The following is a 26,185-nucleotide window of genomic DNA, read 5'->3' as shown; positions in this document are numbered from 1 at the left end:
TGGGAAGCTAACCTTTTTTGTTTTTCGAGTGTGCTTTATTTGAAGTAGTACGCAACCCCATTAAAGATCCCTTGTGAAGCATGTTCTTGATAACTTGTGCTGTTTATCGTTAATTCTTCAGTTCGATTACTTAAAAAACCTAGTTCTAAAAGGACAGCAGGTGAGTGGTTTTCTCTAAGAACATGGAAATTTCCAAATTTGACGCCACGATCAATAAGTCTTGTTTGTTGAGTTAGCTCTTTGTTAAGACTGAATGCTAATGGTGCATCCTTAAGTGAATGATAGAAGTAGGCTGAAGTACCTGAAGCATTTGGGTCAACAGCACTGTCATAGTGAAGACTGATAAACGCTTCTGCATTTCGATAATGAGATGTACTGACTCTTGAATTTAAGCTAATGTATGTGTCTGTTGATCTTGTTATAAAAACATTAGCTCCAGCAGATTTCAGCTTATCATATACTAACTTTGCTGTTGTAAGGGTGAGATTTTTCTCTAACGTCCCTCCATTGCCAACCGCTCCACCATCTTGTCCCCCATGACCAGGGTCTATAATAATTGTTTTACCTTTAACATATTGCGCGGCACCTGGTCTTCTTATTGGATCAGTTACACCACTCGTTTCAACAACCCATCCGGCAACATATCCACTTTTTTTGTCATCAAGGGCAATCTTATACCAATCACCATCTGTTTGAAGAATTTGATAGGTTTCTCCTAAATTGGCTCTTTTCACAATCTTGTTATGCGTAGAAGTCCCTGAACGGATATTGGTCCCATCGAACATAATTTTTACGGTTTGATCAGACTTGCTTAAATTTGTATCAGATTGGGTATCTGCTGTTTTTTTGATATACCATCCTGCAACCCAGCCAGTTTTATTTTTAAAAGAAATTTTATACCAGTTGTTTTTTTCTTGAAGAATCATTACCTCTGTGTTCCTTGGTACCGATGATAGAACCTTACCAGAGAAAGCTCCTTTATCCCTAATACTCAATATAGGAGCTGTAACAATTCCCCTTGCAATTCTAGTTGACGTTTTATTCGTTTTTTCTATGTAACTGTTGGACACCCAACCTGTTTTTCCCGAATAGAGTATTTGTGTCCATTCACCGCTTTTGTCAAGATATATTGCTGTTTTTCCATATTCAAAGCTACCAATCATATCAAAAGATAATCCAGGACCTGAACGAATTCTAAGTCCTGATGCGAGTGATATAACTTCATAATTAGTCGTTTTTTTATTTGAAAGTTTGGATTCAGAATTTTCTTTTGTAGTGAACCAGCTTGGGATCCATCCTGAAGAAGTTGGTGAAAGTTTAATTTTAACCCAGTTTCTTTTCTTTTCTAACACATTAAATGTTTGTCCCTTTTTAACTTTGGCAATAACTGAATATGTAAGACCAGCTCCACTTCTAACATATTCTTGTTCTACATTTATGATCACCTGATTGTTTTCTGCCTTTATAACAGAAGCATTCAGTAAAAAAGCTATAAATAAAAGTGTAAAACAAATCATGTTGGTTCGATTTTTGCGAATCAAAGAGAAAGTCCTCCTTTTAAAAGGTCTACCAAATTATTCATTCTCTACTGATCTTCATGATCCTTTAAAATCTGAAATAAATTCTTCCAAAAAGGGAATTATAAATTTGATCCTTACTGAAAAGAGGTGTATTAAAAATGAGAAATAGTGATAAAGGTGAATTAATGCATTCACGACGTGATGTTTTTGGAGTCAATTTTCATGATTTTATGACAAAAGAACAAAATGAAAGCTCCTTTGAACTTGCCTCAGAGTTTGGAATTTCATTACGCGAGGTAAAGAATTTAAAAAAACATTTAAATCGTTCTTGACAATGTACAGCAAAGATACGTATGATAAGATAAAATTCGATAGAATCTTATCAATGAACCATACATATATTTTTTTGAACCATTGAGGGAGAACAGTAAATAAGAATACACATGACAAGAGAGGAAATGCCCTGGGCTGAAAGCATTTCTACATGATGACTTATTGAAGAACACTCCTTAGGTTTCTCTCTGAAAAACATTCGTTTAGTAGGAGCAGGACGTATACAGGCGTTAACTGATTGAGTGGAAGCGGTCATTAGGCAGCTTCAACTAGGGTGGAACCACGGGTATAACTCTCGTCCCTACATGATGTAGGACGGGAGTTTTTTTGTTGTTGTAAAAATTTGTGGGAATGTTTTGATATCATTTTTATGTATGGTCTTTGTAAAAATTTTTAGTGTCTAGCTACAGGCGCCATCGGTTCGAGGTCATAAGCCAAGTAGGAATTGAAGGTGAAGAGTAACCTTCTATTCCTACTCGTCTTATGCTTGTCACCGATAAGCGGGCGCCTTCCGCATTTCGTATTAGGAGGAGAAAGTAATGTCATTCCAGATTCCTAGAGGGACTCAGGATATTTTACCTGGAGAAGTTGAGAAATGGCAGTTTGTTGAAAATACTGCTAGAGATTTATGTAACAGATATCAGTATAAGGAAATTCGCACGCCTATATTTGAACATACGGAGCTATTTGCAAGAGGTGTTGGAGAAAGTACCGATATTGTCCAAAAGGAAATGTATACCTTTTTGGATCGTAAAGGAAGAAGTATTACACTTCGACCTGAGGGAACAGCTTCAACTGTAAGATCCTTTGTTGAAAAAAAGCTTTATGCTAATCCATCACAGCCAACTAAGCTTTATTATATCGGACCTATGTTTAGATATGAACGACCACAAACAGGACGATTTCGTCAATTTGTCCAATTTGGTGTAGAAGCATTAGGAAGTAATGACCCTGCAATTGATGCAGAAGTGATTTCTTTAGCGATGAATTTATACCAAACACTTGGATTAAAGAGCTTAAAGCTAGTGATTAATAGCTTAGGTGATGCAGAAAGTCGTAAAGCTCATCGTGAAGCCCTAATAGCTCACTTTGAACCTAGAATTGAAGAGTTTTGTTCTGATTGCCAGACGCGTCTGAAGCAAAATCCATTGCGAATCTTAGATTGTAAAAAAGATCGTGACCATGAATTAATGGAAACAGCTCCATCCATTTTAGAATTTTTAAACGAAGATTCTAAGAAGTATTTCCAAAAAGTTCAGGATTATTTAGGTGCAAATGGAATCTCATTTGAAGTAGATCCTGGCCTAGTAAGAGGGTTAGATTATTATAACCATACCGCTTTCGAGATTATGAGTAACGCTGAAGGCTTTGGAGCTATCACAACTCTATGTGGTGGTGGGCGCTATAATGGATTGGCTCAAGACATAGGAGGCCCTGAAACACCTGGAATAGGTTTTGCTTTGAGCATTGAGCGTTTATTAGCAGCTCTTGAAGCAGAAAAAATTGAGCTTCCAATTACCTCATCTATTGACTGTTATTTGGTTACAATGGGAGATCAAGCTAAAGATCGTGCTGTTTCCTTACTTTATGAAATGAGAAATGCAGGTCTTATTGCAGAAAAAGATTATGAAGATAAAAAAATGAAGGCTCAATTTAAATCTGCTGATCGTCATCAAGCAAAATATGTGGCGGTACTAGGTGATGATGAGCTTGAAAGAAATATGATTGCCGTTAAAAATATGGAAACAGGCACTCAAGAAGAAGTCTCAATAGAAGAAGTTATATCATATTTAACATCTAAGTTATAAAGGAGAGGGATTACATGTTTGGCCGAACATATTATTGTGGTGAAGTTCCAGAGTCAGCAATTGGAGAAGAAGTTGTATTAAAAGGGTGGGTTGCTAAAAGACGTGATCTAGGAGGAGTTATTTTTATTGACCTTCGTGACCGTACTGGCGTTGTACAGGTGGTTTTTAACCCGGAGGTGTCAGAGGAAGCATTAGCGATTGCAGAGCGAGTTCGCAGTGAGTACGTACTAGATATAACAGGTAAGGTTGTAAGCCGTGATGAGGAAACAATTAATCCAAATGTATCAACTGGTACAATTGAGGTTATTGTGGAAAAAGTAACAATTATCAATGCGGCTAAAAATCCGCCATTTTTAATTGAAGATAAGTCAGAAGAGGTTTCAGAGGATGTTCGTTTAAAATATCGTTATTTAGATTTAAGAAGACCAGCATTGTTGAATACCATTCAAATGCGTCATAATGTGACAAAATCAATGAGAAGCTTTTTAGATGATAATGGCTTTTTAGATATTGAAACACCAATTTTAACAAAAAGTACTCCTGAAGGAGCACGCGATTATTTAGTACCTAGCCGTGTGCATGAAGGTGAGTTTTATGCATTACCACAATCACCTCAAATTTTCAAACAATTATTAATGGTTTCAGGTTTTGATAAATACTATCAAATTGCTCGCTGCTTCCGTGATGAAGATTTACGTGCTGACCGTCAGCCTGAGTTTACGCAAATAGATATTGAAGCTTCATTTATGAGTCAAGACGATATTATGTCGATGACAGAGCAAATGATGGCTAGAATCATGAAAGAAACGAAAAATGTTGACATTGAGTTGCCACTTCCAAGAATGACGTATGATGAAGCGATGGGACGTTACGGATCAGATAAGCCGGATACACGATTTGGTTTAGAGCTTGTCGATGTTAGTGAAATCGTTAAAGATAGTGGATTAAAGGTGTTTAACACGGTTGTGGCTAACGGTGGTCAAGTTAAGTCAATTAATGTAAAAGGTGCTGCTGAGAAATACTCTAGAAAAGATATGGATGCATTAGCAGAGTTTGTTGCACCTTATGGAGCAAAAGGATTAGCTTGGTTAAAAGTTGAAGAAGACGGCTTAAAAGGACCTATTATAAAATTCTTTACAGAGGAAGAACAGCAAGGTTTACTGCAAACACTCGATGCAACTATTGGAGATCTCCTTGTATTTGTTGCAGATAAAAAGTCAGTAGTGGCAGATTCATTAGGTGCTCTTCGCTCAAAGCTAGGAAGAGACTTACAATTGATCGATGAAAGCAAGTTTAATTTCCTTTGGGTTGTAGATTGGCCGTTATTAGAATATGACGAAGCAACAAAACGTTATTATGCGGCTCACCATCCATTCACAATGCCTGCTCGTGAAGACTTAGATCTTTTTGATACAGATCCAGGCAATATGAAAGCACAAGCATATGATATTGTTCTGAACGGCTACGAATTAGGTGGCGGATCTATCCGTATTTTCGAAAAAGATGTTCAGGAGAAAATGTTTAAGCTTTTAGGATTCTCAGAAGAAGAAGCAAAAGAGCAGTTTGGTTTCTTATTAGAAGCTTTTGAATATGGAACACCTCCACATGGTGGAATTGCACTTGGATTAGACAGATTAGTTATGCTTTTAGCGGGTCGAACAAATCTTCGTGATACGATTGCTTTCCCTAAAACAGCTAGTGCAAGTGATTTATTAACAAATGCACCAAGCACTGTTAGCGAAGCACAGCTCGAAGAATTAAATCTTGAAATACGTGACTAATTGTCAAGATCTTGAAATGAAAATTTGCTTATGATATTATCTCTATAACACAAAGTCCTGATGTGTTCGTTGTACACCTAGTTTTGACCTAACATTGTTTATACGGGAGCTTGAGTTTTCAGACAGAGTACATGCCTCTAACCTCGGATTGAGGACTTACAAACCTCTGGAATAAAGCACCCACCTGCTGAGTGCGGGATCAAAACGAGGGAAATGGCGACGGCACAATTGGGACTATTACATATGAACGAAGAAATTAGGGTCATTTCTCACAGTTATTTTAATAGTGAGGATGGCCCTTTTATAATTATTAAATGGGTGTAATTAATACTTACTGTTTAATGCTATATTAAAATGATAGTGTAATGGAGCGGACTTCCTCTCCGCGGAAAGCAAGTGTCTGGAGCGCAATGGAACGAACCAATTTCTACGGTTAATTCTATTTAAGCAAAACTTAGTATGAAAAGGTGTCCTTTGTAAAAATAAAAAAACGCTTGCTTTTCTATCGATGTATGTTATATTCGTTTTCAGGTAAAAATACTGTCATTATGCAAGATAACGAAATAGGTTAATAATTGGAGTGAGTTAGTTGCTACATCAATTTTCACGTAATGAACTGGCGATTGGTAAGGAAGGATTAAATATTTTAAAAAATAGCACGGTAGCTGTATTAGGAATTGGTGGTGTAGGTTCTTTTTCAGCTGAGGCTCTTGCAAGGTCGGGTGTGGGTCGACTTGTATTAGTTGATAAAGATGATGTTGATATTACAAATGTGAATCGTCAAATTCACGCATTAGTATCAACTGTTGGACAACCTAAAGTAGATTTAATGGCTGCACGTATTAAGGATATTAATCCTGAATGTGAAGTTATTTCTCTTAAAATGTTTTATACAGAAGAAACGTATGAGCAATTTTTTGATCAAAACTTGGATTATGTGATTGATGCTTCAGATACCATTTCTTACAAAATTCATTTAATGAAAGAATGTTTGAAGCGTAATATTCCCATGATTTCAAGTATGGGTGCCGCAAATAAAATGGATCCAACTCGATTTCAAATTGCTGATATTTCTAAAACACATACAGATCCAATTGCAAAAGTTATTCGAACTCGTTTACGTAAAGAAGGTATTAAAAAAGGTATTAAAGTGGTCTTTTCAGACGAAAGCCCGATCGTAATTCGTGAGGAAGTTCGTAAAGAAGTTGGTAATGATGCTGCACCGATAAGAAAGGCTAAAATGCCTCCATCTTCAAATGCATTCGTCCCGTCTGTGGCAGGGCTAATCATGGGTGGTCATGTTATTACAGAACTTTTGAAGGATATTAAAATGACAAGAGTGAAAGATGAAAAATAACAGCTAAGAGGTTGCGTTCATGCAGCCTCTTAGCTGTTAATGATAGTATTCCATTTTTAGATCTTCTTCCGATGTATTTTGTGCATGTTGAATTAAAACCATCAGCACTTTATATTCTTCTTCTAATTTATGTTTCCGCTCTATTAGTTTTTCATATCTGTCCACTAGCTCTTGATTTTTTTTATATAACGCTTGTTTTTCTTTTTGTAAATGGTTATTTTCTTCTTTCAGTGAAGAATAGCTTTCAGGCATGTTATTTAATTGATTTAGATAGATAATACAGTCATTAATATTAATAAACTCACTTTGAGTTTGTACCCTTTTTGCTCTCACCAATAAGTTAGGGTCTTCATTGGGCTTATTGCTTGAAGTTTTATTGTTATGTTGATTTAATTTGCGTTTATTTTCCTTATATTTCTTTTTTGCTAATTCAATGTCATGCGCATATTCTTTTCGAACCTCTGCATTCCAACGATAGCTGCATGCCGCAGGTGTCCGGTTTATTTTATCCGAGATCTCATTAAACGCGGCAGTTTGAGTACTACCATCCTTTATATGTTTTACTACCGTTTTTGCTAGAAGCATATCTTCTTCGTGGGTCCACGCATCATGTCTATTTTTCACGATAACCTCCTTCGAGTTACTCGTTTTAACATGTTCGTTACTTATCTTATTATTTCCTAGAAACTCATACTTATTCGAGTTCATAGATTCATATTTCATTCTTAGGAATGCTTATAACACTGAACTCCTTTTATTTCTTTACATCAAGATTCCATATATAATTAAATTAGAATTGTACTGGGGGTTTTAAAGTGAATGGAGAGCCACTTGCTTTTCGAATGAGACCGAAATCAATTGATGAGGTTGTAGGACAAAAAGATATCATTGGTGAAAAAACAAGTTTATATAAAATGATCAAAAACGGATATGTTCCATCCATGTTATTGTATGGAGAGCCAGGGGTTGGAAAAACGTCAATAGCTTTTGCCATTGCAGGTACGACTAGCATACCTTTTATAGCATTAAACGCGACAACAGCAGGAAAGAAAGATGTAGAAGCTGTTGTAGAAGAGACCCGTTTAACAGGAAAGGTTATCTTGTTTTTAGATGAAATTCATCGTTTTAATAAAGCTCAACAAGATTATTTACTTCCTCATGTAGAACGAGGTGACATTATTTTAATTGGTGCAACAACGGAAAACCCATTTCATGATGTAAATCCAGCGATACGAAGCCGATGCGGACAAATTAAGCAATTAACAAGATTAACTGTTGATGATATTGGATTGCTTCTTCAACGGGCGTTAAAAGATGAAAAAAATGGGTTAGGGATGATGAGTATCCAAATATCCGAGGAGCAGGTAAAAAAAATTGCTTATGGTGCTAATGGGGATGCAAGAAAATCTTTAACCTTATTAGAATCAATTGTTTACTCGTCCGCTAAAGAAGGGGATACCTATATAGTAGAGGATTCTATTATTAATGATCTGACAGGTAACACAGGTGTTTATGGTGATAAAAAGGGAACTCACTTTTATAATCTTCTTTCAAGCCTACAAAAAAGCATTCGTGGTAGCGATGTAGATGCAGCTTTATACTATTTGGCTCATTTACTTGAGACAGGGGATCTAATAGCCGTAAATAGAAGGCTAGTGGTGATTGCCTATGAAGATATAGGGTTGGCAAATACAGCTGTCGGAAACAATGTTTTGTCTGCTGTCATTGCAAGTGAGCGGTTAGGTCTTCCCGAGGCACGTATACCTTTATCTGTTGCGGTTGTTGAGATGTGTTTATCTTCTAAATCGAATTCTGCGTATAAAGCTTTGGATATGGCTATCGCAGATGTTCGAACAGGTAAAGTAGGGGAAATCCCGATGCATTTAAGAGATGGCCATTATGCTGGCTCAAAAGTGTTAGGACATGTTGGATATAAATACCCACATGATTACCCAATTGGAACGTTCGGCGGATGGGTGCAGCAAGAATACCTTCCAAGTAACTTAAAAGGAACTAAATATTACCAACCAATGGAAGCTGGTGAGGAAAAGAGATTATCAGCCATCTACTACAAGCTTGAGCAGTTTAAGAAGAATAATCAATAATACTTTTGCTAGTAGATTAAATCATGTCCTAGCGATATAGTCGGTTTTAGTGTCTAATATCACCATCTATGCTATAATGGCTAATGGTAAAAGTTAATGAATTGAACACTTGCTTATACAGTAAAGGGTTTATTACTTATACAGGGGGACCCTTCGTTGAAATCTTATAAAAGAAATACTCTCGAACTTCTGTTAAAATGGTCGATCTTCTTTATAGGATTGTTTATTATGTCGTTTGGAATTGTTTTAACAATTAAAGCTGATTTAGGTGTTTCAGCTTGGGATGTTTTACACATCGGACTTTATAAACAGTTTGGGTTATCAATAGGTTCATGGACAATTATGATTGGTGGTCTCGTTTTATTTTCTGCTTCATTATTAACGCGAAAGCTTCCGCAGGTAGGGGCTTTTATCAATATGTTTACAATTGGAATATTTATTGACTTGTTTTTATACATCCCTGTTCTAAAAACTCCTGAATTCTTTTTAGGCAAAATGATGATGTTGTTAATGGGAATTATCATACTATGCTATGGAATGGGTTTATATATATCTGCTAAATGTGGTGCAGGTCCAAGAGATAGCTTAATGATAGCTCTGGTTGAAAAAACGGGAAAATCTATTACATTTATTAGAGCATGGATTGAGGTAATTGTTCTTTTTATTGGATGGCTCTTAGGAGGTCCTGTTTTCATTGGAACTGTGATTGCGACAATCTCACTGGGGTATGTAGCAGGAGTTATGATTCCTTTTTGTCAGAATACAACTAATTTATTATTTGTGAAATTACTTAATAAGAACCAATTTCAAACAAGTTTACTAGACCGTGGTATGTAGGGGGATTATTATGAAAATATCAACAAAAGGACGATATGGATTAACAATTATGATTGAGCTTGCTAGAAAGCATGGTGAAGGCCCAACTTCATTAAAAAGCATTGCACAGGCTCATGATTTATCAGAGCACTATTTGGAACAATTAATTGCACCTTTAAGAAATGCACGTCTTGTAAAAAGTATTAGGGGGGCTTATGGTGGTTATATTTTAGGTGATGAGCCTTCAAATATTACATCTGGGGATATTATTCGGGTTCTTGAAGGGCCTTTAAGTCCTGTTGAAGTATTAGAGGATGAAGAACCTGCAAAAAGACAGCTTTGGATTCGAATCCGTGACGCTGTAAAAGAAGTGTTAGATAATACAACGCTTGAAGATTTGGCTAGCTATACAGACGGAGATCAAGAGCCGTATATGTTTTATATTTAGAAACTTGTTAACCGACTAGATATTTAATAGGAAGGAGGTAGGGAAATGAAAAAAGTTTATTTAGATCATGCTGCAACTTCTCCTATTCACCCTGATGTTGCAGATCAAATGATGAAGGTGATGACTGATACGTTCGGTAATCCGTCTAGTATTCATTCTTTTGGAAGAGAAGCAAGGAGAATTCTTGATGAGTCAAGAAGAATGCTTGCAAATAGTATTGGTGCAAGTCCAGGAGAATTGATTTTTACAAGTGGTGGGACAGAAGCTGATAATTTAGCTATTATCGGAACAGCACTTGCCAATCAAGAAATCGGTAAACATATTATAACAACTGAAATAGAGCATCATGCAGTTCTACACACTTGTAAATACCTCGAGAAAATGGGTTACGATATTACTTACCTTCCTGTTAATGAAAGTGGATTAATTTCTGTAGATGACCTCAAGCAACACATAACAGACCAAACAGTGCTTGTTTCAATTATGTTTGGTAATAATGAAGTGGGTTCAATTCAGCCAGTACGTGAAATAGGAAAACTTCTAAAAGAATATCCTGCGTATTTTCACACAGATGCTGTTCAAGCTTATGGTATTGAAGAAATCAACGTCCAAGAGTTGGGGGTAGATTTGTTAACTGCATCTGCACATAAGATCAATGGACCTAAAGGTATTGGGTTCTTATATGCAAAGGCCGGAATTAAACTTCAGCCTTCATTATATGGTGGCGAGCAGGAGCTGAAACGACGGGCTGGTACTGAGAATGTTGCAGGAATTAGCGGATTCAGTCGTGCAGCAGAAATTGCTACATCCAATCGCGAAGGTAAGCGAGAAGAATTTATGAAATATAAGCAAGAAATGATCTCCATTTTTAAAGAACATGATATACAATTTGAAGTGAATGGTGAATTGAGTGGTTTACCTCACGTTCTAAATATTTACTTTCCAAAAACTCAAATTGAGTCTCTGTTAGTAAATCTGGATTTGGCAGGTATTGCTGCTTCAAGTGGTTCTGCTTGCACAGCTGGTTCTGTTGATCCATCTCATGTATTAGTATCTATGTTTGGAAAGGATTCGGATCGTATTATATCTTCTGTTCGCTTTAGTTTTGGTTTGGGCGTATCCTTAGAAGATATTAGATATGCTGCTTATGAAATATCAAAGATTGTAAAAAGAGTGACAGCTTAGAGTAACATGGAGGTGAATAATGGATGACAAAAGATCCTAAAGATATAAGAGTAGTCGTAGGAATGTCGGGAGGAGTTGACTCATCTGTTGCTGCTCTACGTTTAAAAGAGCAAGGTTATGATGTTATCGGAATTTTTATGAAAAACTGGGATGACACAGATGAAAATGGTGTATGTACTGCAACAGAGGATTATAATGATGTGATTGAGGTTTGTAATCAAATTGGTATTCCGTATTATGCAGTGAATTTTGAAAAGCAGTATTGGGACAAGGTATTCACATATTTTCTGGATGAATATAAAGCAGGTAGAACGCCAAACCCTGATGTGATGTGTAATAAAGAAATTAAATTCAAGGCATTTTTAGAACATGCCATGTCACTTGGTGCCGATTATTTAGCAACAGGTCATTATGCAAGAGTGGAATATCGAGATGGCGAATATAAAATGCTGCGAGGCGTTGATGAAAATAAGGATCAAACCTATTTTTTAAACCAATTAGGGCAAGAGCAATTGTCTAAGGTCATGTTTCCATTAGGAGATATCGAAAAACCTCTTGTGCGTGAAATGGCAAAGAAAGCTAATCTTGCTACTGCAACGAAGAAAGATAGTACGGGAATTTGCTTTATCGGTGAAAGAAACTTTAAAGAGTTTTTAAGTGGATATCTTCCTGCACAGCCTGGTATGATGAAGACCCTTGACGGAGAAGTGAAGGGAAAACACGATGGACTGATGTATTATACAATTGGTCAAAGACATGGACTAGGAATTGGTGGAAGTGGTGAACCATGGTTTGCTGTAGGTAAAGATCTAAAGAAAAATGTGTTATATGTAGATCAAGGCTTCCACAATGACTTACTATATTCTGATAGCATAACTGCAACAAATATGAGCTGGGTTTCAGATAAACAAGTAACTGATTTAACATGTACAGCTAAATTCCGTTACCGTCAACAAGATAATGAAGTTACAGTCAAAATGATTGATGAAAAAACCGCTAAGGTAACATTTAAAGAACCGATTCGTGCTGTAACACCTGGACAAGCAGTTGTGTTTTATGATGGTGATACATGCTTAGGTGGCGGAACAATCGATGAAGTTTTCAAAAACGGTGAAAAATTATGGTATGTTGGGTAAGGGAGAAAATTTTGGTTTACTAAATGTTTCTGATACTAGAAGGGGTTGACACACAATGAGTCAGCCCTTTTTATCTGTATCCCATATATTACTACATACTAGATAAAGGAAGGATTAAGATGGATATTAATCAACGTGGTATTGAAGCAATGCAAAAAGGAGAATTCGAGGAAGCAGCAACTCTTTTCTCGGAGGCAATTGAGCAAAAACCGAATAACCCAATTAGTTATATTAACTTTGGTAATCTTCTTTCTGCAGTAAATGAACCAGAAAAGGCATTGAAATTTTATGAAAAAGCAATTGAAATAAATGAAGATTCTGCAACAGCTTATTATGGAGCAGGAAATGTCTACTTCAATCAAGAAAACTATGATGAAGCAAAAAATATGTATGAACAAGCATTAAAGAAAGGTCTAGATCAAGGTGATTTACACTTTATGTTAGGAATGTGTTTATTTAACCTTGGTCAAAACCGTTTAGCTCTTCCTTATTTTCAACGAGCAGTAGAGTTAAATGAAAATGATAGTGATGCAAAATTCCAGTATGGTTTATGCTTGGCGCAGCTTGAATTAATTGATGAGGCACTAGTGCAATTTGAAGAAGTAATCGAACTGGACGACCAACATGCCGATGCTTTTTATAATATAGGAGTAGCATATGCCTTTAAAGAAAAAAGTGAAAAAGCAATTGAAATGCTGAATAAAGCATTAGAAATCCAGCCAGACCATATGTTGGCAGGACATGCATTAAAAATTATGAATGGAAATATGGAGAAATAAATTCTCTGAAGGGAGAGGCAAAAAAATGCAGGAGAGTGCAGATTTATTTGGAGAAAAAGAGCGCTATGTCAAAGGACTAGTTAAGGTTGTTATCTTTCATAATGAACAAAATCTTTATTCAGTGCTAAAAGTAAGAGTACATGAAACGAGTGAAGATATAGAAGATAAAGAAATAACTGTTACTGGTTACTTTCCCCTCCTGCATGAAGATGATACCTACACTTTTTTTGGGTCGTTTACAAATCATCCTAAGTTTGGACTACAATTTCAAACCGAACATTTTCGAAAGGAAATTCCTCAAACAAAAGAAGGGATCATACAATATCTTTCAAGTGATCTTTTTAAAGGTATCGGAAAAAAAACAGCGGAAGCAATCGTTGAAAAATTGGGTGAATCCGCTATTTCGAAAATTTTACAAAACCCCTCCATTTTGGATGATATTCCTAAGGTGAATAAAGATAAAGCAAAACAATTGGTTGATGCGCTAATTTCTCATCAAGGTCTTGAGCAAATCATGATTGCGCTAAATCAGTTTGGATTTGGTCCACAGCTTGCGATGAAGATCTATCAAACTTACCAAGATGAAACATTAACCATCATTCAGGAGAATCCTTATCAATTGGTACAGGATGTAGAAGGAATTGGTTTTGTTCGCGCTGATGAGCTTGGAGAACACCTTGGTATTTCGGGGAAAAGTGCTGAACGTATTAAAGCAGCTTGTCATTACAATGTCGAGCACCTTTGCCTACAGGAAGGTCATGTTTATGTGACAACTGAGCAACTAATTGTTAAAACAAAGGAACTCCTTGATCACTCTAAGAAAGAAACCATTCACGAGTCTGATATTGCAAATGAGATCATTGCACTAGGTAAAGAGGGGAAAATGATTGTTGAAGAAAACCGTGCTTACCTTCCATCACTCTATTTTGCTGAACAGGGATTGGTGAAAAATATTAATAAGATCCTTGATCAAACAGAATACGAGGATTTATTTCCTGAATCTGAATTTTTATTATCTCTGGGGAACCTCGAGGAAAGAATGAATGTGCAGTATGCACCAACACAAAAAGATGCTATTCAGAAGGCGCTAATGTCACCAATGTTACTACTAACTGGAGGCCCTGGTACAGGAAAAACAACCGTTATAAAAGGGATTGTAGAATTGTATTCAGATTTACATGGATGTTCTCTTGATCCTAAAGATTACAAAAAGGAAGAGCCTTTTCCAATTGTACTCGTAGCTCCAACAGGGAGAGCGGCAAAACGTATGAGTGAAGCCACAGGAATGCCGGCGGTCACGATTCACCGTCTTTTAAAATGGAATGGTGCGGATGGTTTTGAACACGATGAAGAAAACCCGATTGCAGGCAAACTTCTGATCATTGATGAGGTCTCAATGGTTGATATATGGATTGCCAACCAATTATTTAAAGCTTTGCCTAAAGAAATTCAGGTTATCATGGTAGGCGATGAGGATCAGCTTCCTTCAGTTGGTCCTGGTCAAGTGCTTCGTGATTTATTGGCCTCTCAAGTGATACCAACGGTTCGTCTGACAGATATTTACCGTCAGGCAGAGGGATCTTCTATTATTGAACTTGCCCACGATATAAAGGAAGGAAGACTTCCACAAAATATTGCGGCACCAACTTCGGACCGTTCGTTTATTAGATGCTCACAAGTTCAGATGAAAGAAGTCATAGGTAAAATCATACAAAGTGCACTGAAAAAAGGATATACAGCGAGAGATATACAAATCCTGGCACCAATGTATAGAGGACCTGCTGGTATTGATCAGCTAAATAAATTACTTCAAGAGCTTTTTAATCCAAAAGCATCTGGTAAAAGAGAATTGAAGTTCGGGGATGTTGTGTACCGAAATGGTGATAAAGTACTGCAGCTCGTGAATCAGCCAGATAGCAACGTATTTAATGGAGATATTGGAGAGATTGTATCCATTTTTTATGCAAAAGAAAATACCGAAAAAGAAGATATGATCGTAGTTTCATTCGATGGTAATGAAGTAACGTATACGAAACAAGATTTTAATCAATTTACGCATGCCTTTTGTTGCTCCATTCATAAATCACAAGGAAGTGAGTTTCCAATTGTGATTATGCCTATTGTTAAAGGATACTATCGAATGCTAAGACGAAACTTAATTTATACAGCAGTAACAAGAAGTAAAAAATCTCTTGTTTTATGTGGGGAGTTAGATGCTTTAGAGTGGGGCATTAAAAATAATGAAAGTTCCGAAAGACAAACAAGCTTAATGTTAAAGCTTGGAGCGGATCAAATAAAAGATCTAGAACTTGATGAATTACAAAAACAATTGCCATTCCCTCTTGAGGATGCAAATATTGGCATGGAAAACCTTACACCGTATGACTTTATGGAAGCTAGCGAAATATAAAAATGTTCGGAAAGGTGGAGATGACTTTGCGGACATTTTCGAAGCTAAAGGGACTTCCAGTATATTGTAGCAGTAGTGCGGACCTTCTTGGTCATGTAACGAATGTTTGCTTATCTTCCAAGGGATTTATACTCGGACTTATGATGGACGGCAAGGGCCTTTTTCAGCGTGATCGCTTTGTTCCTCTTGATTCAATTTATGCAGTAGGAGACAACGGCGTTATGGTTGAAGAAAGAGACAAGCTTCTATCAATACATGAAATGAAAAAACAATATACGTATAACACTTATGATGATCTTTGTAATAAAGCAGTTCTCACCAAAGAAGGGGAAAAGCTTGGATTATTAGAAGACGTATATTTTTCAGAAAAAATGGACACAATTGAGGCATACGAACTGACGGACGGATTTTTTGCTGACATCGCTGAAGGTAAAAAGGTGGTTAAGGCTTCCGGTGAACCACTATCGATTGGCAAAGATGCGATCGTCATTGAACTTTATTAAAAGAGGTGTGCTTAGATTGTTTTCATGTCCGAATTGTAGAAGTAAAGACCTTGGAAAGATCGGTGTAAACCAATATTACTGCTGGAGTTGCTTTATTGAACTATCTGTTTCAAAAGGAAAAATATTAACACATCAAGTTGAGGAAGATGGGACACTTAGCTCACTTGATGATTTATTTTCTGAGGATGAACGATCAATAAGCATGTAAAGGGGAGATTGGTCTTGAATCGAACTTTAACCTCATTAATAACTATGGGTGTAGGGGCAGCAGCATATCATTTATCACGTAATACAAACATGATGAATAATCGTTCTATGAAGAAAATGAGAAAACGTGTTATGAAAATGTTTTAATTGTAAGGAGCTGGCGAATTCGTCAGCTCCTCTTTTCTTAAAGATTACATGAACCTTGTACATAAAAAACGTAATCACCCTCCACAATAAATAAGAAAGAGGGGGAGTGACTATGAGAGACAATCAAATAAAATGGTTGTTGCGGATTACCATTTTATTATTAGGCTTGTTAACAGTATTTGTGTTTTTTAAGCTATATTCTATTTGGGCTCCGTTTTTTCTAATGTTTAAAGCTATTTTTATCCCTTTTCTTATTAGTGCATTTATAACATATTTACTGCATCCGGTCATAGAAAAGCTACATCGAACTGGAATGCCGAGACCCATTTCAATATTAATCATTTATTTATTATTTTTTGGTTTGCTAGGATACGGTTTTTATAAAGGTGTACCTGTATTGGTTAATCAATTACGAGATTTATCTGAAAACTTCCCACAGTTCTCAGCAACTTACAACAGATGGATTGATTCTATTCATGATCAAACAGACCGTTGGCCAGATGGAATACATGATCGAATTGAACGGATGTTTGAGCAGACAGAAGAGTGGTTAGCATTAACAATCGAAAGAGTGATCAATAGCTTAAGGAGCTTATTTGATTATGTGCTTCTTCTTGCGATTATCCCGTTTTTAGTTTTTTATATGTTGAAAGATTATGATCAAATTAAAAAAGCTGGTTGGTATCTTACCCCGCGAAGATGGAGAAATGAAGCGATTCAATTTCTAAAAGATATAGATCATTCATTAGGAAGCTATATTCGTGGCCAGCTGTTTGTTTGTTTGATCATTGGAACAGTTGCATTTTTATCTCTTTGGTTTTTTCATGTGAAATATCCATTAATACTTGGCTTATTAATTGGTGTAACAAATATCATCCCTTATTTTGGACCAGTGATTGGAGCGGTACCAGCCTTAATTATTGCTGCTACAATGTCAACAAAAACAGTCATTATAGTAGTGATCATCATTTTTGGGCTGCAATTTATAGAAGGAAATATTCTAGGGCCCTTAATAGTTGGGAAAAGCCTCCATATGCATCCAATCGTCATTATGTTAGCCTTATTGGCTGGTGGAGAAATAGCGGGTGTTGTAGGATTAATGCTCGCTGTTCCTATTGTAGTCATTTTAAGGGTTGTTATTGTTCACCTGGCACAATTTAGACGACAACATTGACATTTGAATAAGGCTTGTCTATAATTCTCGATAGTACAATAATGAAAAAACAATGAAGGAAAAAAGTACGTTGTGACCGCTTTAAAGAGAGGAATTTCCCTGGCTGAAAGAAATTCTAGAGTAAGGACAGCTGAAAGCTATTCCTAAGTGCAGAAAAACCTGCCGTCAAAACCACGTTACGGTTTTTAAAGTGATGGACTTTTGGTCCATAATCAGGGTGGTACCGCGAGCTAACTCTCGTCCCTGTGCAAAGAGGTAATTCTTTACACAGAGACGAGAGTTTTTTGTGTTAAGAAAATTCTAAAATAACACCTAATTTTAAGGAGGATACATATGAAACACTTACAATCTGCAGAAGTACGTCAAATGTTTTTAGACTTCTTTAAGGAGAAAGGTCATACTGTTGAACCTAGTGCATCTCTAGTTCCGCATGAAGATCCAACATTACTTTGGATTAACAGTGGGGTTGCCACATTAAAAAAATATTTCGATGGTCGTGTGATTCCAGCAAATCCGAGAATTTGTAATGCACAAAAATCAATTCGAACGAATGATATTGAAAACGTAGGAAAAACTGCTAGACATCATACATTTTTTGAGATGCTTGGTAATTTCTCAATTGGCGATTACTTTAAGGTAGAATCAATCGAATGGGCATGGGAATTCTTAACAGACGAAAACTGGATTGGGTTTGATCCTGAAAAATTATCAGTAACGATTCATCCTGAGGACAACGAAGCATTCGATATTTGGAAAGATAAAATTGGTATTCCTGAAGAGAGAATTATTCGTTTAGAGGGGAACTTCTGGGATATTGGTGAAGGACCTAGTGGACCAAATACCGAGATCTTCTATGATCGTGGTGAAGAATACGGAAATGACCCTGAAGATCCTGAGTTATATCCTGGTGGAGAAAATGAACGTTATCTTGAGGTATGGAACTTGGTATTCTCACAATTTAACCACAATCCTGATGGTACATATACACCACTTCCTAAGAAAAACATTGATACAGGAATGGGACTTGAGCGTATGGTCTCTGTCATTCAAAATGTACAAACAAATTTTGATACAGATTTATTCATTCCAATTATTAAAGCAACTGAGCAAATTTCAGGTGAAGAATACCGTAAAGATAAAGAAAAAGATGTGTCATTTAAAGTTATTGCCGACCATGTTCGAACAGTAAGCTTTGCGATAAGTGATGGGGCTCTCCCTTCTAATGAAGGTCGTGGATATGTATTGCGACGCCTGTTAAGAAGAGCGGTACGCTATGCAAAGCAAATTAATATAAACCGTCCATTCATGTATGAGCTTGTTCCAGTTGTTGCTGAAATTATGGTTGATTTTTATCCAGAAGTCAAAACAAAGACTGAATTCATTCAAAAAGTGATTAAAAATGAAGAAGAGCGTTTCCATGAAACATTAAATGAAGGGCTAGCCATCCTTAGTGAAGTAATCAAAACGCAAAAAGAAAAAGGAAATAATGAAATTCCAGGAGAGGATGTATTCCGTCTATATGATACGTATGGATTCCCTGTTGAGTTAACTGAGGAATATGCTGAAGAAGAAGGCATGAAAGTTGATCATGCTGGCTTTGAAGAAGAAATGGGTAGACAACGTGAACGAGCTCGTGCAGCTATGCAAAAGGTTGATTCTATGCAGGTTCAAGGTGGCATGCTTGGGGAAATTAAAACGGAAAGTGAATTTGTTGGATACAATCAGCTAACTGTAAACAATTCAGAAGCTGTTGTAATTGTGAAAAACGGTGAAGTTGTTCAAGAAGCACACGAAGGTGAAGAAGTCCAAGTAATCCTTAATAAAACACCATTTTATGCTGAAAGTGGCGGACAAATTGCTGATGAAGGAACGCTTACTAGTGATAAAGCAATGATCAAAGTGAAAGATGTTCAAAAAGCTCCTAACGGCCAGAACCTTCATAATGTTATTGTAGAAAGTGGTACCCTTCAAACTGGGGATACATTAACAGCCTCAGTAGCTGAAGAAAATCGTACTGGTATTGTAAAAAATCACACAGCAACACATTTATTACATCAAGCACTTAAAGATGTGCTTGGTACTCATGTAAATCAGGCAGGTTCGTTAGTAACAGTTGATCGTCTTCGATTTGACTTCTCACATTTTGGGCAAGTGAGCCAAGAAGAGCTGTCACGAATTGAACAGATTGTAAATGAGCAAATCTGGAAAAGTATTGATGTAAATATTGACTTTAAATCTTTAAATGAAGCCAAAGAAATGGGAGCAATGGCACTATTTGGTGAGAAGTACGGGGAAATTGTTCGTGTTGTTCAAGTTGGAGACTACAGCTTAGAGCTATGTGGAGGATGTCATGTCGATAATACATCTTCAATTGGTCTATTCAAAATTGTAACAGAAACAGGTATCGGCGCTGGAACTAGACGTATTGAAGCTGTTACAGGAAAAGCAGCATATCAATATATGAATGAGCAATATGAAAAATTAAAAGAGGCTGCTGAGTTATTAAAAGCAAATCCAAAAGAAATTGTTTCAAGAATCAGCGGTTTATTACAAGATTACCGTGCACTTCAACGCGAAAATGAATCATTAACAACTAAGCTCGGAAATTTAGAAGCTGGTAGCATCGTTGATCAAGCTAAAACGATAAATGGAGTAACGGTACTAGCTGCAAAAGTTAATGCAAAAGACATGAACAGCCTGCGTGGCATGATGGATGACTTGAAAAATAAGCTCCAATCAGCTATTGTAGTTCTCGGAGCGGCTGAAGATGGAAAAGTAAACCTGATTGCTGGTGTTACAAAGGATTTAGTTGATAAAGGATATCATGCTGGTAAATTAATTAAAGAAGTAGCGGAACGTTGTGGTGGAAAAGGCGGCGGACGCCCTGACATGGCACAAGCAGGTGCAAAACAACCAGAAAAATTGGAAGAAGCGCTAAAACTTGTCGATGAATGGGTTGATTCCGTTTTATAATTACGAAAAGTAGTGTAAAATGTAGGTAAGATTGGACAAGCAGATTCCGATTATGAATCTGAGAAAGAGGTGCGAACGGTGAGTTCATTTGATAAAACAATGAAATTTAATTTTTCTGATGAAACGGTCGAAACCAATGTAAATGAAGTTCTTTATACTGTATACGATGCGTTACAAGAAAAAGGCTATAATCCAATTAATCAAATTGTTGGATATTTACTTTCGGGTGATCCTGCCTATATTCCCCGTCATCGCGACGCACGGAATTTAATTCGCAAACTTGAGCGAGATGAATTAATTGAGGAGCTAGTAAAATCTTACTTACAAAAAAACCGAGAGGCATAATATGCGAATTTTAGGATTAGATTTAGGCTCAAAAACACTTGGAGTTGCTGTGAGTGATGAGCTAGGGTGGACAGCCCAGGGAATTGAGACGATTAAAATAAATGAGGAAAGTCGAGACTATAAATTAGGACGACTTGCTGAAATCATTGAGCAGCATAATGTAGAAAAGATTGTTCTAGGAATGCCCAAAAATATGAATGGGACAATAGGACCAAGAGCTGAAGCAAGTCAGCGATTTGCTGATATTTTGACAAAGAAATTTGGTCTCCCTGTCGTACTCTGGGATGAACGCTTAACAACAATGGCTGCTGAAAGAATGCTCATTTCTGCTGACGTTAGTCGTAAGAAAAGGAAACAAGTCATTGATAAAATGGCTGCTGTTATGATTTTACAAGGCTACTTAGATAGTCTAAATTAACAAAATATACTATGAGGTGAAAAAATGGATCACGGTGAAAAACAAATTACAGTAATTGATGAAAATGGAAATGAACAGCTTTGCGAGGTATTATTTACGTTTGAATCAGAAGAATTCAAAAAATCTTATGTACTTTATTATCCAGTAGGCGCTGATGAAGATGACAGCGAAGAGATTGAAATTCATGCATCAAGCTTTAATCCCCATGCTGATGGAGAAGATGGTGATCTAGAACCAATCGAAACTGACGAAGAGTGGGACTTAATTGAAGAAATGTTAAATACGTTTCTGGATGAAGAAGAGGAAGAATAAAATGTTAGGGACAAAAGAAATCATTCTTTTGTCCCTTTTTCTTTGTTTTTTTTTCGGATCATTGTGCTAATACTATGAATTTTCTCCTTGTCTTAAAAAAATTGCCGAAACATCATGAACATTGTAGTATAATAATTGGGATGAGAGGGGGATACAACATGTCTGATGATTCGAAAAAAGATACATTCCGCGAAAAGTTACTGGAAAAACAAAGTGAAGCGAAGGTTGTAAGAAAGATTGTTTTAACAGTATTCATCGTTCTTCTAATTGTTTTTTCAGGGGTAATCGGTGGCGGATATCTATATATTAAGTCTTCGTTACAGCCGATAGATCCTAACGATCAAACAGCAATTGATGTCACTATACCGATTGGATCATCTGTTTCTAGTATTTCAAAAATATTAGAAGAGAGCGGCATTATTAAAGATGATCGAGTCTTTAAATATTATATAAAATTCAAAAATGAATCAGGTTTTCAGGCTGGTGACTATCAGCTATCAAAATCAATGACAATTACAGATATTATTTCAACACTAAAAAAAGGGAAAGTCATGGATGAGGCTGTTTTTCAAATTACCATACCCGAAGGAAGACAACTTACAGAGATTGCCTCTATTATTGCAAACAATACACCTTATACAGAAAAAGAGGTTTTATCCACTCTAACGGACAAGACTTTTATTGATTCAATGAAGGCAAAATATCCAGACTTATTAACAGATGATATTTATCAAGAGAATATTAAGTATGCTTTGGAAGGATATTTATTTCCTGCAACTTACCCATACTATACAGAAAAACCAACATTAGAAGAAGTTCTGGAACCAATGGTACAAAAAATGAGTGAAGTTGTAGCAAAGTATATTCCGCAATTACAGGAAAAAAATATGACTGTGCACAGATTAGTTACAATGGCTTCATTAATTGAAGAAGAGGCAACAGAAAAAGCTGATCGTGAAAAAATATCAAGTGTATTTTATAATCGAATGGAAATAAAAATGCCATTGCAAACAGATCCGACGGTGTTATATGCATTAGGAGAACATAAAGATCGTGTATTATATGCCGACTTAGAGGTGGATTCACCTTATAACACCTACCAAAATCGTGGATTACCTCCGGGACCGATTGCAAATGCCGGAGAAGTTTCATTTATCGCTGCGCTTAACCCGGAAGAAACAGACTTCTTATACTTTCTTGCTACAAAGCAAGGAGACGTCATTTTTACTAAGAGTCTAGATGAGCATAACAAAGAAAAAAATAAGCACATTACAAATCAATAGAGGAAAAGAAAGGGATCGTGAATTAACTATTCGCTTTCCCTTTCTTATTGTGGTAAAATATATCGAGTTGTTAATTGAAACCAAAATTTTAATAAATGCTAAAACAAGAGTTCTCATGTATGGGGCTCTTCTTTTCGTGATTTGATATCATCTTAGTTTATATTAGCGCTATATGACTCTTGCAGGTATAAGTCGATCTTCCTCAAGTTTTCAATTGGCGCTTTAAATCTGCAGGAGGGCAACATGTTACCTAATGACGTGATCATGTATGTGGAGAACTTAATTCCTGAAAGTCCACAATTTGTTAAAGAAATAGAACAGTATGCACAAGAGCATGAAGTACCGATAATGGAGAAGATAGGTATAGAAGTACTTTTGTTGCTTTTATCTATGCAAAAGCCAACGAAAATTTTTGAAATTGGAACGGCTATCGGTTATTCAGCTATTCGTATGGCACTACAATTGCCACAAACACAGATTATTAGTGTTGAAATGGATGAAGAACGCTTTGAAGTAGCTCAACAAAATATTAAACAACTTGGACTAGAGAATAGGATTATCACCTATCTTGGAGATGCCTTAACACTAGCTGATGAGATAGAGAAACATGGTCCATTTGATGCTATGTTTATAGATGCTACAAAAGCTAAATATAAGAAGTTTTATGATTTATATGAACCAATGCTGTCTAAAACAGGGATGATTTATACGGATAATGTGCTATTTAAAGGAACCGTTGCAAGAGATCGTTCAGAACTGAGCACAAGAAGACAACGTACACTTGTTAGGAAATTAGATGAATATAACAAAATGTTGTCTACGTTAGAAGGCTATGAAACAACATTCATTCCAGTTGGAGACGGAATTGCCGTAACTAGAAGAAAATGAAAGGTAACGAGGTGGTTGGAAAATGACTAAACCAGAATTATTAGTAACACCAAAACAAGTAGACGATATTCTCCCTTTAATTCATGCTGGTGCAGATGCATTTGTTATTGGTGAACAAAAGTTTGGTCTTCGACTTGCAGGTGAATTCTCACAAGACCAAGTGAGAGAAACAATTAATATCGCTCATAAACATAATAAAAAAGTGTACGTTGCAATGAATGCGGTTTTTCATAATGAATCAATAGAAGAGGTTGAAAAATATTTATCCTTTTTAAATGAGATTAAGCCAGACGCTGTTATTTTCGGTGATCCAGCTGTGCTAATGGCTGCTAAAGAGGTAGCTCCAGAGTTAAAACTCCATTGGAATACTGAAACAACAGCAACTAACTGGTATACATGTAATTATTGGGGAAGAAAGGGTGCAAAACGCGCTGTACTTGCAAGAGAATTAAGTATGGATGCTATTGTGGAAATAAAAGAGAATGCAGAAGTTGAGATTGAAGTACAAGTTCATGGCATGACTTGTATGTTCCAATCTAAACGAAATCTTTTAGGAAACTATTTTGAATACCAAGGTAAAGCATTGAAGGTAGAAAAACGTGATCAGAACGAATCAATGTTTCTATTTGATCCAGAACGAGATAATAAGTATCCGATTTTTGAAGACGTGAATGGCACACATATTATGAGTCCAAATGATATGTGTATTATTGATGAGCTCGGAGAAATGATTGATGCAGGTGTTGATTCATTTAAGATTGATGGAGTTCTTCAAACTCCTGAATATATTATTGAAGTAACAAAAAAATACCGAAAAGCAATTGATCTTTGTGTTGAGAATAATGCTGAATATGAAGAGGTAAAAGATACGTTATTGGAAGAAATAGAAGAATTACAGGCGAAAAACCGTCCTTTAGATACAGGATTTTTCTTTAAAGAAACAGTGTACTAATTCTTTTATAAAATGAACAAAGGAGTGAAAAAAGTGACTGCAGTTATTGATAAAATTTCAGAAATCGTTGATGGAAAACGAGTCATTACGAAAAAACCAGAATTATTAGCACCCGCTGGTAATTTAGAAAAATTAAAGATCGCTGTTCATTATGGTGCGGATGCGGTTTTTATTGGTGGACAAGAGTATGGTTTACGTTCAAATGCAGGTAATTTCTCCTTAGAGGAAATGGCAGAGGGTGTACAGTTTGCCAATAAATATGGTGCTAAAATTTATGTAACAACAAACATATTTGCACATAATGAAAACATTGACGGTCTCGATGAATATTTAATGGGGCTTCAAGGTGCAGGTGTAACAGGAATCATTGTAGCTGATCCATTGATTATCGAAACATGTCGTCGTGTTGCACCAAAGCTTGAGGTACATTTAAGTACTCAGCAATCTCTTTCAAACTGGAAAGCAGTTCAGTTTTGGAAAGAAGAAGGACTCGAGCGTGTTGTGTTAGCTCGTGAGACTAGTGCAGAAGAAATTAAGGAAATGAAAGAAAAGGTTGATATTGAAATCGAAGCGTTTATCCATGGTGCAATGTGTATTGCCTACTCCGGTCGTTGTACTTTAAGTAATCATATGACTGCACGTGACTCAAATCGTGGTGGTTGTTGTCAATCTTGTCGATGGGATTATGATCTCTTTAAGTTGAAAGATAATGAGGAAGTAGCTTTATTTGAAGAAAAAGATGCACATTTTGCTATGAGTCCAAAAGATTTAAACTTAATTGAATCAATTCCTAAGATGATAGAGCTAGGAATTGATAGTCTGAAAATTGAAGGTCGAATGAAGTCTATTCATTATGTAGCTACAGTAGTTAGCGTTTATCGCAAAGTGATTGATGCATACTGTGCAGATCCTGATAACTTTAAAATTGACCCAGAATGGCTAAAAGAGCTGGACAAATGTGCAAATCGCGAAACTGCTTCTGCTTTCTTTGAAGGCGTTCCTGGTTTTCAACAACAAATGTTTGGTAACCACAGCAAAAAAACGGAATATGATTTTGCAGGACTTGTATTGGATTATGACAACGAAACGCAAATGATTACACTGCAGCAGCGTAATCATTTTAAGCCTGGTGAAACAGTCGAATTCTTCGGTCCAGAAATCGATAACTTTACACAAAAGATTGAGAAGATTTGGGATGAAGATGGAAAAGAGCTTGATGCGGCCCGTCATCCATTGCAAATTGTGAAATTCAAAGTGGATAAACCAGTCTTCAGAAACAACATGATGCGAAAGGGGTTCTAATAC

At 36.4% G+C, this 26,185-nt stretch carries 25 protein-coding genes, 1 other RNA gene and 2 other annotated features; of the genes, 24 read left to right on the top strand and 2 right to left on the bottom strand.

What is annotated here, in order from left to right; all coding sequences use genetic code 11:
* Positions 1-35: 35 nt before the first annotated feature.
* The gene (locus tag D9842_RS13185; RefSeq protein ID WP_121662942.1) at positions 36-1,541 is read right to left on the bottom strand and encodes an N-acetylmuramoyl-L-alanine amidase family protein; all 1,506 of its coding nucleotides are present in this window, start codon (positions 1,539-1,541) and stop codon (positions 36-38) included.
* Between the two features lie 137 nt (positions 1,542-1,678).
* Here D9842_RS13185 and D9842_RS25935 point away from each other — a divergent pair, with 137 nt between their 5' ends.
* The 5 genes from D9842_RS25935 (at position 1,679) to D9842_RS13165 (ending at position 6,799) form a co-directional block, all read left to right on the top strand.
* Positions 1,679-1,852 carry a hypothetical protein gene (locus tag D9842_RS25935; protein WP_162987425.1) on the top strand — a complete coding sequence of 58 codons (174 nt, stop codon included), beginning with the start codon at positions 1,679-1,681 and terminating at the stop codon, positions 1,850-1,852.
* 73 nt (positions 1,853-1,925) lie between these two features.
* Positions 1,926-2,159: a binding site (T-box leader), on the top strand.
* Between the two features lie 233 nt (positions 2,160-2,392).
* On the top strand, positions 2,393-3,661 hold the full coding sequence (gene hisS / locus D9842_RS13180; RefSeq protein WP_121662941.1) for a histidine--tRNA ligase: 1,269 nt from the start codon (positions 2,393-2,395) through the stop codon (positions 3,659-3,661).
* A 14-nt stretch (positions 3,662-3,675) separates the two neighbouring features.
* Positions 3,676-5,442: an aspartate--tRNA ligase gene (aspS, locus tag D9842_RS13175; RefSeq protein WP_121662940.1), complete on the top strand. Its 1,767-nt coding sequence runs from the start codon at positions 3,676-3,678 to the stop codon at positions 5,440-5,442.
* 51 nt (positions 5,443-5,493) lie between these two features.
* Positions 5,494-5,681, top strand: a non-coding RNA gene (gene ssrS, locus D9842_RS13170) — 6S RNA.
* A 350-nt stretch (positions 5,682-6,031) separates the two neighbouring features.
* On the top strand, positions 6,032-6,799 hold the full coding sequence (locus tag D9842_RS13165) for a tRNA threonylcarbamoyladenosine dehydratase (RefSeq protein WP_121662939.1): 768 nt from the start codon (positions 6,032-6,034) through the stop codon (positions 6,797-6,799).
* Between the two features lie 36 nt (positions 6,800-6,835).
* Here D9842_RS13165 and D9842_RS13160 read toward each other — a convergent pair whose 3' ends face one another.
* On the bottom strand, positions 6,836-7,423 hold the full coding sequence (locus D9842_RS13160) for a Myb-like DNA-binding domain-containing protein (RefSeq protein ID WP_251403530.1): 588 nt from the start codon (positions 7,421-7,423) through the stop codon (positions 6,836-6,838).
* Positions 7,424-7,614: 191 nt separating this feature from the next.
* Between D9842_RS13160 and D9842_RS13155 the strand changes: the two genes are divergently transcribed.
* The 19 genes from D9842_RS13155 to D9842_RS13060 all read left to right on the top strand — a co-directional run bounded on the left by D9842_RS13155 (position 7,615) and on the right by D9842_RS13060 (position 26,182).
* A complete protein-coding gene (locus tag D9842_RS13155; protein ID WP_121662938.1) occupies positions 7,615-8,904 on the top strand; it encodes a replication-associated recombination protein A in 1,290 nt (429 codons plus the stop codon).
* A gap of 156 nt (positions 8,905-9,060) precedes the next feature.
* On the top strand, positions 9,061-9,741 hold the full coding sequence (locus D9842_RS13150; RefSeq protein WP_180320391.1) for a YczE/YyaS/YitT family protein: 681 nt from the start codon (positions 9,061-9,063) through the stop codon (positions 9,739-9,741).
* Positions 9,742-9,751: 10 nt separating this feature from the next.
* Positions 9,752-10,168: a cysteine metabolism transcriptional regulator CymR gene (cymR, locus tag D9842_RS13145; protein ID WP_121662937.1), complete on the top strand. Its 417-nt coding sequence runs from the start codon at positions 9,752-9,754 to the stop codon at positions 10,166-10,168.
* Between the two features lie 45 nt (positions 10,169-10,213).
* Positions 10,214-11,353 carry a cysteine desulfurase family protein gene (locus tag D9842_RS13140; RefSeq protein ID WP_121662936.1) on the top strand — a complete coding sequence of 380 codons (1,140 nt, stop codon included), beginning with the start codon at positions 10,214-10,216 and terminating at the stop codon, positions 11,351-11,353.
* Positions 11,354-11,376: 23 nt separating this feature from the next.
* Complete coding sequence (gene mnmA / locus D9842_RS13135; RefSeq protein ID WP_121662935.1) at positions 11,377-12,489, top strand: tRNA 2-thiouridine(34) synthase MnmA; 1,113 nt, start codon at positions 11,377-11,379, stop codon at positions 12,487-12,489.
* A gap of 119 nt (positions 12,490-12,608) precedes the next feature.
* Complete coding sequence (locus tag D9842_RS13130) at positions 12,609-13,268, top strand: tetratricopeptide repeat protein (protein WP_121662934.1); 660 nt, start codon at positions 12,609-12,611, stop codon at positions 13,266-13,268.
* A gap of 25 nt (positions 13,269-13,293) precedes the next feature.
* Positions 13,294-15,678, top strand: coding sequence for an SF1B family DNA helicase RecD2 (gene recD2, locus D9842_RS13125; RefSeq protein ID WP_121662933.1), 2,385 nt, complete (start codon positions 13,294-13,296; stop codon positions 15,676-15,678).
* A gap of 26 nt (positions 15,679-15,704) precedes the next feature.
* Positions 15,705-16,181, top strand: a complete 477-nt coding sequence (locus D9842_RS13120) for a PRC-barrel domain-containing protein (RefSeq protein WP_121662932.1) — start codon at positions 15,705-15,707, stop codon at positions 16,179-16,181.
* Positions 16,182-16,197: 16 nt separating this feature from the next.
* Positions 16,198-16,389: a hypothetical protein gene (locus tag D9842_RS13115; protein WP_121665060.1), complete on the top strand. Its 192-nt coding sequence runs from the start codon at positions 16,198-16,200 to the stop codon at positions 16,387-16,389.
* A 14-nt stretch (positions 16,390-16,403) separates the two neighbouring features.
* A complete protein-coding gene (locus D9842_RS13110; protein ID WP_121662931.1) occupies positions 16,404-16,535 on the top strand; it encodes a YrzQ family protein in 132 nt (43 codons plus the stop codon).
* A 112-nt stretch (positions 16,536-16,647) separates the two neighbouring features.
* Positions 16,648-17,709, top strand: a complete 1,062-nt coding sequence (locus tag D9842_RS13105) for an AI-2E family transporter (RefSeq protein ID WP_121662930.1) — start codon at positions 16,648-16,650, stop codon at positions 17,707-17,709.
* A 43-nt stretch (positions 17,710-17,752) separates the two neighbouring features.
* Positions 17,753-17,957, top strand: a binding site (T-box leader).
* 85 nt (positions 17,958-18,042) lie between these two features.
* On the top strand, positions 18,043-20,682 hold the full coding sequence (gene alaS / locus D9842_RS13100; protein WP_121662929.1) for an alanine--tRNA ligase: 2,640 nt from the start codon (positions 18,043-18,045) through the stop codon (positions 20,680-20,682).
* Between the two features lie 78 nt (positions 20,683-20,760).
* Positions 20,761-21,027 carry an IreB family regulatory phosphoprotein gene (locus D9842_RS13095; RefSeq protein WP_026558655.1) on the top strand — a complete coding sequence of 89 codons (267 nt, stop codon included), beginning with the start codon at positions 20,761-20,763 and terminating at the stop codon, positions 21,025-21,027.
* A 1-nt stretch (position 21,028) separates the two neighbouring features.
* Entirely contained in the window at positions 21,029-21,445 is a 417-nt protein-coding gene (gene ruvX / locus D9842_RS13090; protein ID WP_121662928.1) for a Holliday junction resolvase RuvX, read from the top strand.
* A 24-nt stretch (positions 21,446-21,469) separates the two neighbouring features.
* Entirely contained in the window at positions 21,470-21,757 is a 288-nt protein-coding gene (locus D9842_RS13085; protein ID WP_121662927.1) for a DUF1292 domain-containing protein, read from the top strand.
* 158 nt (positions 21,758-21,915) lie between these two features.
* Complete coding sequence (gene mltG / locus D9842_RS13080; RefSeq protein WP_121662926.1) at positions 21,916-23,040, top strand: endolytic transglycosylase MltG; 1,125 nt, start codon at positions 21,916-21,918, stop codon at positions 23,038-23,040.
* 243 nt (positions 23,041-23,283) lie between these two features.
* Complete coding sequence (locus tag D9842_RS13070; RefSeq protein WP_121662924.1) at positions 23,284-23,928, top strand: O-methyltransferase; 645 nt, start codon at positions 23,284-23,286, stop codon at positions 23,926-23,928.
* Between the two features lie 22 nt (positions 23,929-23,950).
* Positions 23,951-24,880 (top strand): peptidase U32 family protein, encoded by a 930-nt coding sequence (locus tag D9842_RS13065; RefSeq protein WP_121662923.1) that lies wholly within the window; start codon positions 23,951-23,953, stop codon positions 24,878-24,880.
* A 33-nt stretch (positions 24,881-24,913) separates the two neighbouring features.
* The gene (locus D9842_RS13060) at positions 24,914-26,182 is read left to right on the top strand and encodes a peptidase U32 family protein (RefSeq protein ID WP_121662922.1); all 1,269 of its coding nucleotides are present in this window, start codon (positions 24,914-24,916) and stop codon (positions 26,180-26,182) included.
* The last annotated feature ends 3 nt before the right edge of the window (positions 26,183-26,185 follow it).

It is taken from the genome of Metabacillus litoralis (genome assembly GCF_003667825.1).
Classification (GTDB): domain Bacteria; phylum Bacillota; class Bacilli; order Bacillales; family Bacillaceae; genus Metabacillus; species Metabacillus litoralis_B.
Note: the sequence above shows the minus strand (reverse complement) of the source record. Positions and strands in the feature narration are given on the sequence as shown.